Source organism: Pseudomonas sp. HD6422 (genome assembly GCF_025377065.1).
Lineage (GTDB): Bacteria > Pseudomonadota > Gammaproteobacteria > Pseudomonadales > Pseudomonadaceae > Aquipseudomonas > Aquipseudomonas putida_U.
In genome coordinates this window covers 75,177-90,121 of record NZ_JAHWIW010000006.1, presented here as the reverse complement: position 1 = coordinate 90,121, position 14,945 = coordinate 75,177, and the positions used below count along the sequence as shown (strand labels likewise).

Sequence of the window (14,945 nt, the reverse complement as noted above, 5' to 3'; positions counted from 1 at the left end):
AAACGGTACTCCGCCCGGCCAGGCCGATCAACCTCCTGCTGTCGACGTCAGCGAGCCGGCGTCAAAGACCTGAACGGATTGGACAAGCGGCAGGTCCACTGCTTGTATCTAATTTCCTGCAGTGTGCGTGCAGATCTCGGACAGGGACCAGGACGAGGAGTACAGCATGCCCCATACCGTGATGATGGTGTTCGGCACCCGCCCCGAAGCAATCAAGATGGCACCACTGGCCCGCGTGTTACGTCAGTGGCCAGACGTCGACCTGCATATCTGCTCCACCGGCCAGCACCGGGAAATGCTCGAACAAGTCCTCACTGCCTTCGGCCTGAGCGTGGACCAGGACCTCAGGGTCATGACCCAGAACCAGACGCTCAACGGCCTGTCCCGCGACCTGCTGGACAAGATCGACAGCGCCTATGAACAGGTCAAGCCCGATATCGTGCTGGTCCACGGCGACACCACCACCAGTTTCATCGCCGCCCTCGCCGCTTTCCATCGGCACATCCCCATCGGTCACGTCGAGGCTGGCCTGCGCACCGGCAATCTGCAGCAACCTTGGCCAGAGGAAGCCAACCGGCGCCTGACCGGGGTGCTTGCCGACCTGCACTTCACGCCCACCCGCGACTCCGACGCCAACCTCATCCGCGAAGGCGTGCCGCCAGAACATGTCGAAGTGACCGGCAACACCGTGATCGACGCACTGCTGTGGATGCGCGACCACCTGGCCGAACACCAATGGCGCCCGGCCGCCGATTCGCCGTTGAGCGCTCTGCGCGACGAGCAACGCATGGTGCTCATCACCGGCCATCGCCGGGAAAACTTCGGTCCCGGCTTCGAGCGTATCTGCCAGGCCCTGGCCCAGTTGGCCGAACGCTACCCAGATGTGCAGTTCGTCTACCCGGTTCACCTCAATCCGCAAGTACAGAAAGCGGTGTACGGCGTGCTGTCCAACCGCGGCAACATCCATCTCATCGCGCCGCAGGACTATCAGCATTTCGTCTGGCTGATGGCCCGCGCCCACATCATTCTCACCGACTCTGGCGGCGTCCAGGAAGAGGCCCCCGCCCTTGGCAAGCCCGTGCTGGTGCTACGCAAGGTCACCGAACGGCCCGCGGTGCTTAAGGGCGGCACGGTCAAGCTGGTGGGCACCCAGACCGAACACATCGTCGAGCAAACCAGCCGCCTGCTCGACGACCCGGTCGCTTACGAGCGCATGGCGCGGGTGTATACGCCATTTGGTGACGGCACGGCCAGTCACAAGATCGCCGAGCGCCTGACCCGCTGGTTCCAGGAAACCGCTGAGCAACGAGTAGACGCATGAGCCTGGCTTTCATCGATTTCCTCACCTATGTGCTGTTCGGCCTGAAGATCCTCGCGATCATCCTGGCCACGCTGATGTTTCTGCTGGGTCTCGATGACCTGTTCATCGACCTCTGCTATTGGGGACGCAAGCTGATCCGCCAATTCCGCATCTACGACAAGTACGAGCGGGCGGACGAGAAGCGTCTTTACGAAATTCCCGAAAAGCCCCTGGCGATCATGGTCCCGGCCTGGAACGAGGTGGGTGTGGTCGGCGAGATGGCGCGTCTGGCCGCCTCGACCATCGACTACGAAAACTACCAGATCTTCGTCGGCACCTACCCCAACGATCCGCAGACCCAGGCCGATGTCGACGCGGTTTGCCTGCACTACCCCAACGTGCACAAAGTCGTCTGTGCACGCCCTGGCCCTACCAGCAAGGCCGACTGCCTGAACAACATCATCGATACCATCCTGCGCTTCCAGGAAGACGCCCGAATCCAGTTCGCCGGTTTCATCCTCCACGATGCCGAGGACGTCATCTCGCCCATGGAGCTGCGCCTGTTCAACTACCTGCTGCCAGCCAAGGACATGATCCAGATCCCGGTGTATCCGTACGTAGCGGAGTGGAAAGGCTTCACTGCCGGGCACTATGTCGACGAATTCGCCGAGAACCACGGCAAGGACGTCATCGTGCGCGAAGCCCTGACCGGCCAGGTACCCAGCGCGGGCGTGGGCACCTGCTTCAGCCGTCGGGCCATCGCCGCCCTGCTCGAAGACGGCGATGGCATCGCCTTCGACGTGCAGAGTCTGACCGAAGACTACGACATCGGCTTCCGCCTGAAGCAGAAAGGCATGAAGTGCATCTTCGCCCGCTATTCCATCACCGACCCGGCGCTGGCCCTCAAGCAGGAGTGGCGCCCAGGCATGAGCCGCGAGTTCTCCCACGTGATCTGCGTACGCGAGCACTTCCCGCGCGACTGGCAGCATGCCATCCGGCAGAAGTCGCGCTGGATCGTCGGCATCGTGTTCCAGGGCACCAGCAACCTGGGCTGGAGCCGCAAAGGCGCGCTCAACTACTTCCTCTGGCGCGACCGCCGGGGGCTGTTCGCCTACCTGCTGAGTTTTCTCGTCAACCTGTTGCTATTGGTGTTATTGGCCATGTGGCTGGTGACGGCCATCGCCCCGGATGCCTGGCACTTCATGTCGATCCTCGGCGACAGCCGGCTGTTATCGACACTGCTCTGGCTCAACGGCCTGATGCTGGTCAACCGCCTGTTCCAACGCGGCTGGTTCGTGACCCGCTACTACGGTATCGGCGAGGGTCTGCTGTCGGCCCCGCGCATGATGTGGAGCAACTTCGTCAATTTCTTCGCCAACCTGCGCGCCCTGCGCCAGGTCATGGAGATGGGCGACTCGCGGCGCGTGGCCTGGGACAAGACCACCCACGAGTTCCCGGCGCTCACCCAACCGGCACGGCAACCTCTCGGCCAGCGCCTGGTTGCCCAGGGGCTGCTCGACGAAGAGCAGCTTCAAGCGGCCATCACCAGCCCGGTGCGCAGGCGCCTGGGGCATGAGCTGCTCCTGCGCGGTTGGCTGAACAGCGAGCAACTGGTCAAAGCCCTGGCCGAACAGTTCGACATGCCTTGGGCGCTGCTGAACCCGTTCAAGCTCGACCCGCAACTGATCGCCAAGCTGCCGCGCCGCCTGGCCACCCACTATGGCGTACTACCGGTGGACGAAGATGGCGACACCCTGGTGCTGGCCAGCGAGAGCCCGGTCAGCCAGGTGTCGCTAGGGGTGATCAGCCGCCAGCTCAAACGCCCGGTCAGGGCCCGCCTGGCACCCCAGGGTCGGGTGACTCTGGGACTGCTGCATCACTACCCAAGCCCCTGGCAAAAAGCTGAGACCCGGCAAATGCTGGCCGTACTTCAGCGCAATCAGGATGACGCCGAGCTGATCGAACGGGTGGCGGCACACTTGGTGCTGCTGGGCACCCTGCTGCAGGTCCGCGGCATGGTCCCCGTGGCCTTGTTCAACCAGGCGTTGATCGACTTCGACCCTGAGTCGCAGACCTTGGGCGAGCACCTGGTCGCGCGCGGCATCATCACCGAGCAGGTATTGCAAGAGGCGCTAGAAGAACAGGCCCGCGAGCAGCAGGCCGCCTATGACCTGACCCGGGAGGTGGCATGACGCCGCGTATTACCCTGACCTTCACCGGCCTGCTGCTGTGCTCCACCGCACTACCGACCCTGGCAGCGCCGATGACCGACTTCCAGCGTTTCACCAGTTATCCGTTCATGGAAAGGAGCTATCGCGAAGCGAAGAAGGACAACTGGGCGGAGGTCGAGCGCTTGACCCGGCACGTTCTGGGCCGCGTGCCCAACAACGACGAGGCCCGTGCACTGCTGGTGCAGGCGCTGGCGCATCAAGGGTGCTATGCCCAGGCCGAGGCGCTCGCCGAACAGTTGCAGGCCAGCCCCGAGCACGCCGATGCCTTGCTGGAGCTGCGCCTGGCGTGGATCGAGCAGGGGCCTCCGCCCGCTGACCAAGTGCAGAGCTGGCTGGCCAGCAGCGACGGCAATCAACGGGTCCGACTCTGGCAGGCCTACAGCCTGCGCCTGGCCAAGTCCGAAGGCGCAGCCAAGGCCCTGGACTGGCTCAACCACTTGCCACCCCAGAACGATGGCCGGGTGCTACGCCTGGCCCGGGCCAATTTCGCCGAGCAGCTGCACGATTGGAGCGAGACCATCGAACAGCTCGAGCCGCTGGCCGCTCAGGGCCAGCTTGCGGCCGAAGATTGGCAGCGCCTGGCCAATGCCTATGTGCAGCAGGTGGATGAAACCGGGCTGGAAAAACTGCTGCCCAGCGCGCCGTCCCCGCAAGCAGCCAATCAGGCCCGCCTGGCCATGGCCAACCGCGCGATCGCCGTCGACCAGAACCAGCAAGCCAAGCGCTGGCTGCAAACGCTGCCAGCCGATCAACTGGAGCAACCTGAGCAACGCCAGCAACTGTGGGAGTTGGCCCGAGAAGGTGGCGATGCCCCGCTGGTGCGTCGTCTGAGCAATGAATTGCAGCGCCCGTGCCTGGAGACGGTGGAATGGCTGTCGCGGCACGATCGCGATCTGGCCCGTGCCCAGTTCAAGGACTGTACCGTCAGCGCCGATGCACGCAGCTACGCAATTCTCAAGCAGCGCCTGTACGGCGACCCACCGCAACCGCGCACCGCACCAGAGTGGGAAGCGCGCTATCGGCAGACGGGCGATCTGGCAGCTCTCGAGCAAGCCACCTACCTGTTGATGCAGAACGGACAGGACAACCGTGCACGTCAGTTGCTCGAACAGGCCTATGATCGTCGCCAGGGTCGTTTGAACGCTTCTCTGCTGCAGCGTCTGGGCAATCTCTACGCACGCGATGGCGGGCCACTGGCCTCGAAGCGCTTGCTGGACCTGATCCCTCGGGTCGACGCCGCCACCCGAGGGCAACTGCTGGGCCGTCTGGCCGAGGCCGGGCAATGCCAGGCCGTGCGCCAGGCGATACCGGCCACGCCGAGCGAAGCTGGGCAATATCGCGCCTTGGGCCGTTGCGCCATGCCCGATCAGCCGGGGGAAGCCGTGGTCTATTATCAGGCCGCCGAACGCCTGGACCCTGGCCAGAGTCCCCTGCCCCTCGCCTATGCCCTGGAAGCCGCCGGCGACTCCGAAGCGGCGCTGCCGATCTGGCGTAACCTGCCGGCCGAGGCCTGGAACGACAACGCCCGCCTGACCGCCGCCAGCGGTGCGCTCAACGCAGGCGACGCCGCAGCCGCCCGCCGCTACTGGGACGCCGCCGCCCATGACAGCGCCGATGACTGGGCCCTGGGCGCCGCCATTGCCCAACGCCAGGGTGATCTGCAAGGCGCCCTGGCCATGCAGCGCCAAGCCCTGACTCACCAGCCGCGCGCAGATCATTACTACGCCGCCGCCAATACCGCGCAACTGGCCGGGGACACCGCGCAGAGCACCGCCTGGATGGCCGAGGCGGTGCGCCTGGCGCCGGACCAGCCGCGCTATCGCGCCGACTACGGCATGCGCCTGGCAAGCTCGGCGGAACCGGCTCAGCGACGTCAGTCGATCCCCTATCTGGAACGCGCCACCCGCGACTTTCCGGAAGATTACCGGCTCGGCGAGACCCTGGCACTGCGCTATGACGAAGTCGAGGACAGCGCCGCGGCACGCCGTGAGCTGCGCCGGGTCATCGACGTCGAACAGAACGTGGTGGATGGCGACGACGAATACGGCAGCCTTGAAGCCCGCAAGTACCGCCAGCGTCGGGCCCACGAAGCCCTCTCGCGTCGCGATACCATAACGCTGGCCAGCACCTGGTCACCGGCGGGCACCTCGACCAACGATCGCTTCCTGGAAAATGGCCTTCGCAGCGGCAGCGACCGCCGCGCCCAATCGCAGAACGTGCAGTTGGCCATGTGGGACCATGCCTTGGGCGAGGAGCCAAGCCGCAACGGCCGCACGCTATCGGTGTATGGCCGGGTACTGTTCGGCGGGCAAAGCCGCAGTGACTACGCCCAGAGCATGGGCACCGGCATCGGCCTGCGCTACAAGCCCTTCGGTCAGGCCAACCTCAATCTCTATGCCGAGCTCTATCACCAACGCCAGATCGACAGCGAACACTACAGCGGCCTGAGCCTGGGCGAACTGCTTAGCCCGAGCAAGGTCGGCGATAACTGGGGCGACCTGCGCGGCCACGCCGAGTCGAGCAACGACCTGCTGCTGCGCGCCACCGCCTCGTTCCTCGATCAGGGCGAGTGGCGCAACGATTGGCGCATCGACGAAGACGACTGGAACGAGCGCTTCCTGTACCTTGACGCCGCCTGGTGGACCCGCGCCGGTGACCATGCCTGGTTATCGCGCTACCAGCAGGGTCATGCCTGGAAGCTGCCCGGCAACTCTCCACAAACCATCATGCCCTACGGTTTTCTCGAGTTTTCCGCTCAGGATCCCAGCAACGACTGGCGTCAGGACGCCCGTGCCGGGGTCGGTGTGCGCTGGCAGTGGTGGTTCGATGACGATCGCTACAACGCCTACCGCGGCTCGTTGAAAGTACGTGCCGAGTACCAGCAATCGCTGGGCGGCAATCTCTATGAACGCGCCAATGGGGTGCTGCTGGGTGCGGAGTTGACCTTCTGATGCGGACGATCCTGGCGATTCTCATGCTCGCGTTGAGCCTGCCGGCGATGGCTGACCAGCGCCTGTTCTACCAACCGCTGAACCGCGACGCCAGCGTCACCCCGGCGCAGTGGCAACAGCTCTGGCGCGCCACCGTCGCCCAGGGTGGCAAGACCTTGCTGGTGCAGTGGAGCGCCTACGGCGACAGTGACTTCGGCGGTGCCCAGGGCTGGCTGGCCAACAGCCTGCGCGAAGCGCGCGCCCAGGGCCTGGAGCTGGTGCTGGGCTTGTACATGGATCCGGACTATTACCAACGTATCGAAGCGCTCGACGACGACGGCCTGAACAACTACTGGAAAACCCAACTGGGGCGTTCGTTTGAGCAGTATCAGAAGGTACGCGAGCACTGGAACCTGCAGGTGGCCGGCTGGTACCTGCCCATGGAGCTCGATGACTGGCATTTCCGCCAGGCCTCTCGCCGCGAAGCGTTACAGCGTCAATTGCAAGCGTTCAACCGGCAGTTGGACAAGCCCGTGCATATCAGCGCCTTCAGTGCGGGCAAGCTGGCACCTCGGGTCAATGCCCAGTGGCTGGAACAACTGGCCGGATTGGGGCTGCAGGTATGGTGGCAGGACGGCGCCGGCACCGGGCGTCTGTCACCGCTGGTACGCCAGGGCTACGAACAAGCGTTACCCTGTCAGGTAGGGGTGGTTCGCGAAGCGTTTCGCCAGGTCAGCGCCCCCGGCCAGCCGTTTCGCGCCGAGCCTGCGCAACCGCTGCTCGGTAGCGGCTGCCATGCCGAAGCCGTGTTCGCATTGAGCTATCGTTCATGGGCGCAGGGCATTCTGCGGCGCGATTGACCAGCCGGAGCCTCCATGTTCAAGACCATCGAAGCCTATGTGCGCAAGCAGGTCGCCCCCGCCGCCCTGCGCTCGGAATTCCGTCAACACGAGTTCGACCTGCTACGCCCCTTCTGCATGTTGATCTTCTGCGTCAGCATCGGTATCTGGCTGGTGTTCGACCTGATCGTCAGCTTCCTCGGCGGTCAGGGTTTCACGTGGCGCTCCTGGATGTTCCTGGCACTGCTCGGCATCCTGACGGTGATCCTGCGCTTCACCCGCCGCAGCCATCATTTCGACGTGCTCAACCTGTTGTTCGTCGGCATCATCACCTTGGGCATGCGCCTGGTGATCGAAGGCATACCCATCCAGTTGCGTCCGGTATGGCTGGTATTGGGCGTATCGACCGTGCTGTACGCGATATCGGTACTGCCGGTGCGGCGCTGGTCGTTCTTCTGTGCAGTGGCCATCACCTGGGCGCTGCTCAATCCGTTCTACCATACCCGCATCGACCTCGACGACCTCGAGGCCACCATGCTGATCAGCTACGCCTTGTTCCTCAGCGGGCTGGTCACCTACAGCTACCTGCAGATGCGCCGGGCCAAGCTGCACAACTTCTACCTGTCCAAGGTCCTGCTCGACCAGGCCTATATCGATGCACTGACCGAAATCCCCAATCGACGTGCGTTCATGGCCAAGGCCGAGCGACAGATACAGGTGCCGGCCCCCGGGCAGTACCTGGCGATGATCGACATCGACAACTTCAAGCAGGTCAACGACCGTTTTGGCCATGATGTCGGCGATGAAGTGCTCAAGCGCGTGGCCACCCACATCAAGCTGGCGGTGGCCGACCACGACTACGCACGCCTGGGCGGCGAGGAATTCGCGATCCTGTTCCACGGCATTTCCGGCTCAGCGGCCGAACAGGAAGTGGGGGCGTTGTGCCGACGGGTGCGGGAAGACCTAGGGACGCCGTCGGTAACCATCAGCATCGGGCTGGTCCAGGTCAACGCCGGCGATAGCCTCAGCGCCGCGCTGGTGAAGGCGGACCAGGCGCTGTACACAGCCAAGCACAACGGCAAGGACAGGTTCGTCGTCTGGACCGCGCCCTAGGCGGCGGGTGCCCGACCTGCAGGCAGACGGATGATGAACTGCGCTCCGCCGAGCGCGGACTGGGTGACGGCCAGAGTGCCCCCCTGTCCCTCGATGGCACGCCGGCTGATCGCGAGGCCCAGGCCGAAACCGCCGGTGCCACGATCGCGGCTACGGTCCAGGCGGTAGAAGGGCTGGAAAATCCGCTCACGTTCTTCGCTGGGGATGCCGATCCCGTCATCCTCCACGGTGAGCAGACAGGCACCCTTCTGGTCCAGGCGCAGACGCAGCAGCAGACGTCTATCGCAATAGCGCATGGCATTGCGCACCAGGTTCTGCACCGCCCGAGCGGTCAACCTGGGGTCGAGGACGAAACGTGGCAGCTCGCTTTCGGCGCGCACCTCCCAACGAATATCGCGGCTTTCGAGTTCTTCGGCGAAGCCACCGAGCACGCTGTCGACCAACTCCAGCAACGACACCTCGACCCGTTCTCGGGCTTGATCGGCGTTGTACAGGCGGCTGTACGAAAGCAGCTCCAGCACCAGCTCGTCCAGTTCCCTTACATGGCCGACCAGTTCCAACAGACGCTTGCGGCTGGCTGGCGGCACCTCGTCGAACAGCAGCACCAAGCCGAAGTCCAAGCGCGTCAGCGGCGTGCGCAGCTCGTGGGAAACAGCATCGAGCAATTCGCGCTGCTGGTTGACGTGACGTTCAAGGTCCTCGGCCATGGTGTCGAAGACCCCAGCCAATTCGCCGATGTTCGAATGCGGGGAGATCTGCGTACGCTCAGCCATCTGCCCTTGCCCGAGGCGTCGAGCGGTTTCCTTGAGCCGCTCCAGATCGCGCCAGTGGGGCCACAGCCACAGCAGCAGGCAGCCCAGCATCGCAGCGCCGATCAGAACGGTCACGCCCCATGACAACAGGTTGATGTCCAGTGGATCGGGCGGCGAATGCAGGCGAACCAGCCAACCGTCGCCCAGCGGCGCCAGTACGGTTTCGTAGTAACCCCACTCAGCGATGCGCACGGCGTGCAGGCCCTGCTCCAGGCGTCCACGCTCGGCTGCGCTGAGCCCGGCCTGGTCCATGGTCACCAGCTTGACCTCAAGCGGCGCGAAGGTTTGCGCCAACTCCTGCTCCAGCACAGGCCAGCGCTCGCGTGGGGCCTGTTGGAACTGGCGCACGATCAGCGCCTGTACACCCTTGGCCTGATCCAGGTTGTAGGCGGTATAGCGCTCATGGAACAAGCCGACGATAGCCTGGGGGATGAACAGGATGGCGCCGGCATAGGCGACGATGATCACCAGATACAGGCGCACCAGAAGTTTCAGCATCGACCTTCAGCACTCCCACTCGACACGGCTGAACAGGTAGCCCTTGCCCCAGACGGTCTTGATCTTGCGTGCTTCGCCGGCATGGTCGTCGAATTTGCGCCGCAGTTTCGAAATGGCGACATCCACCGAGCGGTCGGTGCCGTTGAACTCGATACCGCGCAGCTGCTGCAGGATGCGATCTCGGCTGAGCACCTCGCCGGCGTTGCGTGCCAGCACCACCAACAGGTTGTACTCGCCGCTCGACAACTCGACCTCATCACCGCGCCAACACACTGTCCGCTCGGCCAGCTCGATACACAGGCCGCCGATAACGATCCGTTCATTGTCCAGACGGGGTTCGTTGACCGTACTGCGGCGCAGCAAGGTCCGCACACGGGCCAGCAGCACCCGCGGTTCGCAGGGTTTGGTGACATAGTCGTCGGCGCCCATCTCCAGACCCAGAACCTGGTCGTGGCTGTCGTCACGGGCGGTGAGCATCAGAATCGGCACGCTTGGCGAGGCCTGACGCAGCAGGCGGCAGACCTGCAAACCATCCATGCCGGGGAGCATGAGATCGAGGATGACCAGGTCGGGCTTTTCCTCTCGGAACGCCTCCAGCACCTGATCACCCCGGGCGATGACCCGGACGTGGAAATCGTTGCGTTGCAGGTAGCTGGCGATCAATTCGGAGAGCGCGCTGTCGTCTTCGACCAGGAAAATGTTCGGCATAGAGGGCTTGGCTGGCGTTTGCGAAAGGAATCATCGACGATGGAGCCGGTAGAGGCCTATGCAGGATATAGAACCCTACAACTACACAGGACCATTCTTCACACTTTTTCACACACCTCCTACAGCTGGTAACAGCCTCCAGGGGCAGCGTTGCCTTAGGATACCTCCGGTCATCATCGGAAGATCCGCATGTCTATCATTCGCCCCACCCGCCTGCGCCAATTGGCGCTCATGGCGTTCATCACCCTGCCCCTCAGCGCTTGCAACGACGGCAGCGAGCAGCCAGCCAAGCAACCGACACCCCAGGTAAGGGTCGAGACCCTGAGATTGCAGCCCCTGGCCATCAGCAGCGAACTGAGTGGCCGCCTGCTGGCGCCGCGTACCGCCGAAGTCCGCGCGCGGGTGGCCGGCGTGGTGCTCAAGCGCGTGTATCGCGAAGGCAGCGACGTCAAGCAGGGCGATGTGCTGTTTCTCATCGATCCGGCCCCGTTCAAGGCTGACCACGACAGCGCCCGCGCCGCCCTGGCCAAGGCCGAGGCCAACCGCTACCAGGCGCGCCTGCAGGAGCAACGCTATCGTCAACTGGTCGACGACAAGGCCGTCAGCCGTCAGGAGTACGACAACGCTCGTGCCGGCTTCCTGCAGGCCGAAGCCGAGGTGGCTGCGGCCAAGGCGGCCTTGCAGCGCACGCGCCTGAACCTGGGCTATGCCACGGTCACCGCGCCGATCTCCGGCCGCATCGGCCGCGCCCTGGTCACCGAAGGGGCTTTGGTCGGACAGAACGAGAACACCGCACTGGCGACCATCCAGCAGCTCGATCCGATCCACGCCGATGTCACCCAGTCAGCCCACGAACTCACGGCACTGCGTCGAGCCCTGCGCGCCGGCGAGCTGCAACAGGTGGGTGACGGCCAGGCCCGCGCCACCCTGGTTCAGGACGACGGTAGCACCTATCCGCTGCCAGGCACGCTGCTGTTTTCCGACATCAGTGTCGATCCCAGCACCAATCAGGTGACCCTGCGCAGCGAATTCCCCAACCCCGATCTCGACCTGCTTCCTGGCAGCTACGTGCGGGTGCGCCTGGAGCAGGCCGTACAACCCAAGGGCATCAGCGTGCCGCAACGGGCCATCCTGCGTGATAGCGCCGGGGTGCCCAAAGTCCTGCTGGTCGACGACCAGTCACGCATCAGCGAGCGCCAGGTGGTGCTGGGTAGCGTGCAAGGTGACCGCTGGCGCGTCACCGAGGGGCTCGCCGCAGGCGAACGGGTGGTTGTCGAAGGCCTGCAGCATGTCAAGGCTGGCGACCAGGTCCAGGTCGACACAGTGGCGCAGGCACAGCCTGTGGCCCAGCGCCTCGAACAGTGAGGGACTGAGCCATGCCACAGTTCTTCATCGAGCGGCCGATCTTCGCCTGGGTCGTGGCCCTGTTCATCCTGCTCGCCGGCGCCCTGGCCATCCCGCAACTGCCAGTGGCGCAATATCCCAACGTGGCACCACCGCAGGTAGAGATCTATGCCGTCTATCCTGGGGCCTCGGCAGAGACCATGGACGAGAGCGTGGTCAGCCTGATCGAACAGGAACTCAACGGCGCCGACAACCTGCTGTACTTCGAGTCGCAGAGCAGCCTGGGCAGCGCCACCATCACCGCCACTTTCGAACCCGGCACCCTGCCCGACCTGGCCCAGGTCGACGTGCAGAACCGCCTCAAGGTGGTCGAGTCACGCCTGCCGCGTCCAGTGACCCAGCAAGGCCTGCAGGTAGAAAAGGTGTCCACCGGCTTCCTGCTGCTTGGCACCCTCACCTCGGAGGATGGCAGCCTCGACGAAACCGCGCTGTCCGATATTCTCGCGCGTAACGTGATGAACGAGATACGCCGCCTCAAGGGTGTGGGCAAGGCTCAGCTGTATGGTTCCGAGCGGGCCATGCGGATCTGGATCGACCCTCGCAAGTTGATCGGTTTCAACCTCACGCCCAATGACGTGGCCGACGCCATCGCTGCGCAGAACGCCCAGGTCGCACCCGGTAGCATCGGCGACCTGCCGGCCCGCGCTACCCAGGAAATCACCGCCAACGTCGTGGTGAAGGGCCAGTTGAGCACGCCTGAGGCGTTCGCCGCGATCGTGTTGCGGGCCAACCCGGATGGCTCGAGCGTGACCGTCGGCGACGTCGCCCGGGTGGAGATCGGCGCCCAGGAATACCAGTACGGCACACGCCTGAACGGCAAACCGGCCAGCGCCTTCAGCGTACAGTTGGCCCCTGGGGCGAACGCAATGGAAACCGCCACCCTGGTGCGGGCCAAGATGCTGGAGCTTTCGCGCTACTTCCCGGAGGGGGTCAAGTACGACATCCCCTACGACACCTCGCCGTTCGTCAAGGTATCGATCCAGCAGGTCATCAGTACCCTGTTCGAGGCCATGTTGCTGGTGTTCGCGGTGATGTTCCTGTTCCTGCAGAACCTGCGCTACACGCTGATTCCCACCCTGGTGGTGCCGGTGGCGCTGATGGGCACCTTCGCGGTGATGCTGGCGCTGGGCTTCTCGGTCAACGTGTTGACCCTGTTCGGCATGGTTCTGGCCATCGGTATCCTGGTCGACGATGCCATCGTGGTGGTGGAGAACGTCGAACGGATCATGGCCGAGGAAGGCCTGCCGCCCAAGCAGGCCACGGGCAAGGCCATGGGCCAGATCAGCGGTGCCATCGTCGGTATCACCGTGGTACTGGTGGCGGTGTTCCTGCCCATGGCCTTCATGAAAGGTTCGGTGGGGGTGATCTACCAGCAGTTCTCGGTGTCGATGGCGGTGTCGATCCTGTTCTCGGCGTTCCTTGCCCTGAGCCTGACCCCGGCCCTGTGCGCCACCTTGCTCAAACCGGTCGCCAAGGGCGAGCACCCTCAGCACCGGGGCTTCTTCGCCTGGTTCAACCGCCGCTTCGAGGCCATGAGCGACGGCTACCAGCGCTGGGTGATGCGGGCGTTGGCCCGCAGCGGTCGTTATCTGCTGGTATATGGCGTGCTGCTGGCGGTGCTCGGCTATGGTTTCAGCCAACTGCCCACGGCGTTTCTGCCGACCGAAGACCAGGGCTACACCATCACCGACATCCAGTTGCCGCCTGGCGCCAGCCGCCTGCGCACCGAGCAGGTAGCAGCGCAGATCGAGGCCCACAACGCCGAAGAACCCGGCGTCGGCAACACCACGGTGATTCTCGGCTTCAGCTTCTCGGGCAGCGGCCAGAATGCGGCGCTGACCTTCACCACGCTCAAGGACTGGTCCGAGCGCGGTGCCGATGACAGCGCCCAGTCGATCGCCGACCGCGCCACTGCAGCCTTCAGCCAGCTCAGGGACGCCATCGCCTACTCGGTGTTGCCGCCGCCCATCGATGGCCTGGGCGAATCGACCGGGTTCGAGTTCCGCCTGCAGGATCGTGGCGGCATGGGCCACGCAGCGCTGATGGCTGCCCGCGACGAGCTGCTGGCCAATGCGCGCAAGAGCCAGGTGCTGAGCAACGTGCGGGAGGCCTCCCTGGCAGAAAGCCCGCAGGTCGAATTGGAGGTCGACCGCCGTCAGGCCAACGCCCTGGGCGTGACGTTCGACGACATCGGTACGGTGCTGGATGTGGCCGTGGGCTCGCGCTACGTCAACGACTTCCCCAATCAGGGGCGCATGCAGCGGGTGGTGGTGCAGGCCGAGGGTGATCAACGCAGCCAGGTCGAAGATCTGCTGAAAATCCATGTGCGCAACGCCAGCGGCAAGATGGTGCCCCTGGGCGCATTCGTCCAGGCCAAATGGATCAGCGGCCCGGTGCAACTGACCCGCTACAACGGCTACCCGGCGGTGTCGATTTCCGGCGAACCGGCGCCAGGCCGCAGTTCCGGCGAAGCCATGGCCGAGATCGAGCGCCTGGTCGCGCGGTTGCCTGCCGGTGCCGGGCTCGAGTGGACCGGGCTGTCACTGCAGGAGCGCCTGTCCGGCAGCCAGGCGCCGATGCTGATGGCGCTTTCGCTGCTGGTGGTGTTCCTGTGCTTGGCGGCGCTCTACGAGAGCTGGTCGATCCCGACCGCAGTATTGCTGGTGGTGCCGCTGGGCGTGCTCGGCGCAGTGCTGGCGGTGACCCTGCGCGATATGCCCAACGACGTGTTCTTCAAGGTCGGCCTGATCACCCTGATCGGCCTGTCGGCGAAGAACGCCATCCTCATCATCGAGTTCGCCAAGCATCTGGTGGACCAGGGCATGGACGTTGCCGAGGCCGCCGTACAGGCTGCCCGCCTGCGCCTGCGACCGATCGTGATGACTTCGCTGGCCTTCATCCTCGGCGTCGTGCCCCTGGCCATCGCCAGTGGCGCCAGCTCGGCGAGCCAGCAGGCGATCGGTACCGGCGTGATCGGTGGCATGCTCAGCGCGACCCTGGCGGTGGTGTTCGTGCCGGTGTTCTTCGTGGTGGTGATGCGCCTGGCGGCTCGGGGCGGATCCCGGGCAATCGAACCGCTGAGCGGCGAAGCCTGACTGGACAAGCCAGGC

General features: G+C 64.6%; 9 protein-coding genes. 7 read left to right on the top strand and 2 right to left on the bottom strand.

Going from position 1 to position 14,945, the window contains the following annotated elements:
* Positions 1 to 166 precede the first annotated feature (166 nt).
* From wecB to KY379_RS05870, 5 genes are read left to right on the top strand one after another with little or no spacing between them, the layout of a single operon-like run.
* A complete protein-coding gene (gene wecB, locus KY379_RS05890) occupies positions 167 to 1,321 on the top strand; it encodes a non-hydrolyzing UDP-N-acetylglucosamine 2-epimerase (RefSeq protein WP_196171701.1) in 1,155 nt (384 codons plus the stop codon).
* Positions 1,318 to 3,492, top strand: coding sequence for a cyclic di-3',5'-guanylate-activated glycosyltransferase NrfB (gene nrfB, locus KY379_RS05885; protein WP_261239440.1), 2,175 nt, complete (start codon positions 1,318 to 1,320; stop codon positions 3,490 to 3,492). The genes wecB and nrfB overlap by 4 nt, the downstream gene beginning before the upstream one ends.
* Positions 3,489 to 6,482, top strand: a complete 2,994-nt coding sequence (locus KY379_RS05880) for a phage receptor (protein WP_261239441.1) — start codon at positions 3,489 to 3,491, stop codon at positions 6,480 to 6,482. The genes nrfB and KY379_RS05880 overlap by 4 nt, the downstream gene beginning before the upstream one ends.
* Complete coding sequence (locus KY379_RS05875) at positions 6,482 to 7,321, top strand: DUF4434 family protein (RefSeq protein ID WP_261239442.1); 840 nt, start codon at positions 6,482 to 6,484, stop codon at positions 7,319 to 7,321. Before KY379_RS05880 ends, KY379_RS05875 begins: the two co-directional genes overlap by 1 nt.
* 15 nt (positions 7,322 to 7,336) lie before the next feature.
* A complete protein-coding gene (locus tag KY379_RS05870; protein WP_133324100.1) occupies positions 7,337 to 8,413 on the top strand; it encodes a sensor domain-containing diguanylate cyclase in 1,077 nt (358 codons plus the stop codon).
* On the opposite strand, the gene KY379_RS05865 is transcribed toward KY379_RS05870, so the two are convergent.
* On the bottom strand, positions 8,410 to 9,723 hold the full coding sequence (locus tag KY379_RS05865; RefSeq protein WP_261239443.1) for an ATP-binding protein: 1,314 nt from the start codon (positions 9,721 to 9,723) through the stop codon (positions 8,410 to 8,412). The two genes, KY379_RS05870 and KY379_RS05865, sit on opposite strands and share 4 nt — an antisense overlap.
* Before the next feature lie 6 nt (positions 9,724 to 9,729).
* A complete protein-coding gene (locus tag KY379_RS05860; protein ID WP_133324102.1) occupies positions 9,730 to 10,431 on the bottom strand; it encodes a response regulator transcription factor in 702 nt (233 codons plus the stop codon).
* A 189-nt stretch (positions 10,432 to 10,620) separates the two neighbouring features.
* Here KY379_RS05860 and KY379_RS05855 point away from each other — a divergent pair, with 189 nt between their 5' ends.
* Both KY379_RS05855 and KY379_RS05850 read left to right on the top strand, forming a co-directional pair.
* Complete coding sequence (locus KY379_RS05855; RefSeq protein WP_261239444.1) at positions 10,621 to 11,796, top strand: efflux RND transporter periplasmic adaptor subunit; 1,176 nt, start codon at positions 10,621 to 10,623, stop codon at positions 11,794 to 11,796.
* An 11-nt stretch (positions 11,797 to 11,807) separates the two neighbouring features.
* Positions 11,808 to 14,930, top strand: a complete 3,123-nt coding sequence (locus tag KY379_RS05850) for an efflux RND transporter permease subunit (RefSeq protein WP_261239445.1) — start codon at positions 11,808 to 11,810, stop codon at positions 14,928 to 14,930.
* The last annotated feature ends 15 nt before the right edge of the window (positions 14,931 to 14,945 follow it).

Excerpts from the sequence above, each read along its gene's own strand:
- nrfB (WP_261239440.1), top strand. The coding sequence starts at position 1,318 with ATGAGCCTGGCTTTCATCGATTTCCTCACCTATGTGCTGTTCGGCCTG.
- KY379_RS05870 (WP_133324100.1), top strand. The coding sequence starts at position 7,337 with ATGTTCAAGACCATCGAAGCCTATGTGCGCAAGCAGGTCGCCCCCGCC.
- wecB (WP_196171701.1), top strand. The coding sequence starts at position 167 with ATGCCCCATACCGTGATGATGGTGTTCGGCACCCGCCCCGAAGCAATC.
- KY379_RS05855 (WP_261239444.1), top strand. The coding sequence starts at position 10,621 with ATGTCTATCATTCGCCCCACCCGCCTGCGCCAATTGGCGCTCATGGCG.
- KY379_RS05880 (WP_261239441.1), top strand. The coding sequence starts at position 3,489 with ATGACGCCGCGTATTACCCTGACCTTCACCGGCCTGCTGCTGTGCTCC.
- KY379_RS05875 (WP_261239442.1), top strand. The coding sequence starts at position 6,482 with ATGCGGACGATCCTGGCGATTCTCATGCTCGCGTTGAGCCTGCCGGCG.
- KY379_RS05865 (WP_261239443.1), bottom strand. The coding sequence starts at position 9,723 with ATGCTGAAACTTCTGGTGCGCCTGTATCTGGTGATCATCGTCGCCTAT.
- KY379_RS05860 (WP_133324102.1), bottom strand. The coding sequence starts at position 10,431 with ATGCCGAACATTTTCCTGGTCGAAGACGACAGCGCGCTCTCCGAATTG.
- KY379_RS05850 (WP_261239445.1), top strand. The coding sequence starts at position 11,808 with ATGCCACAGTTCTTCATCGAGCGGCCGATCTTCGCCTGGGTCGTGGCC.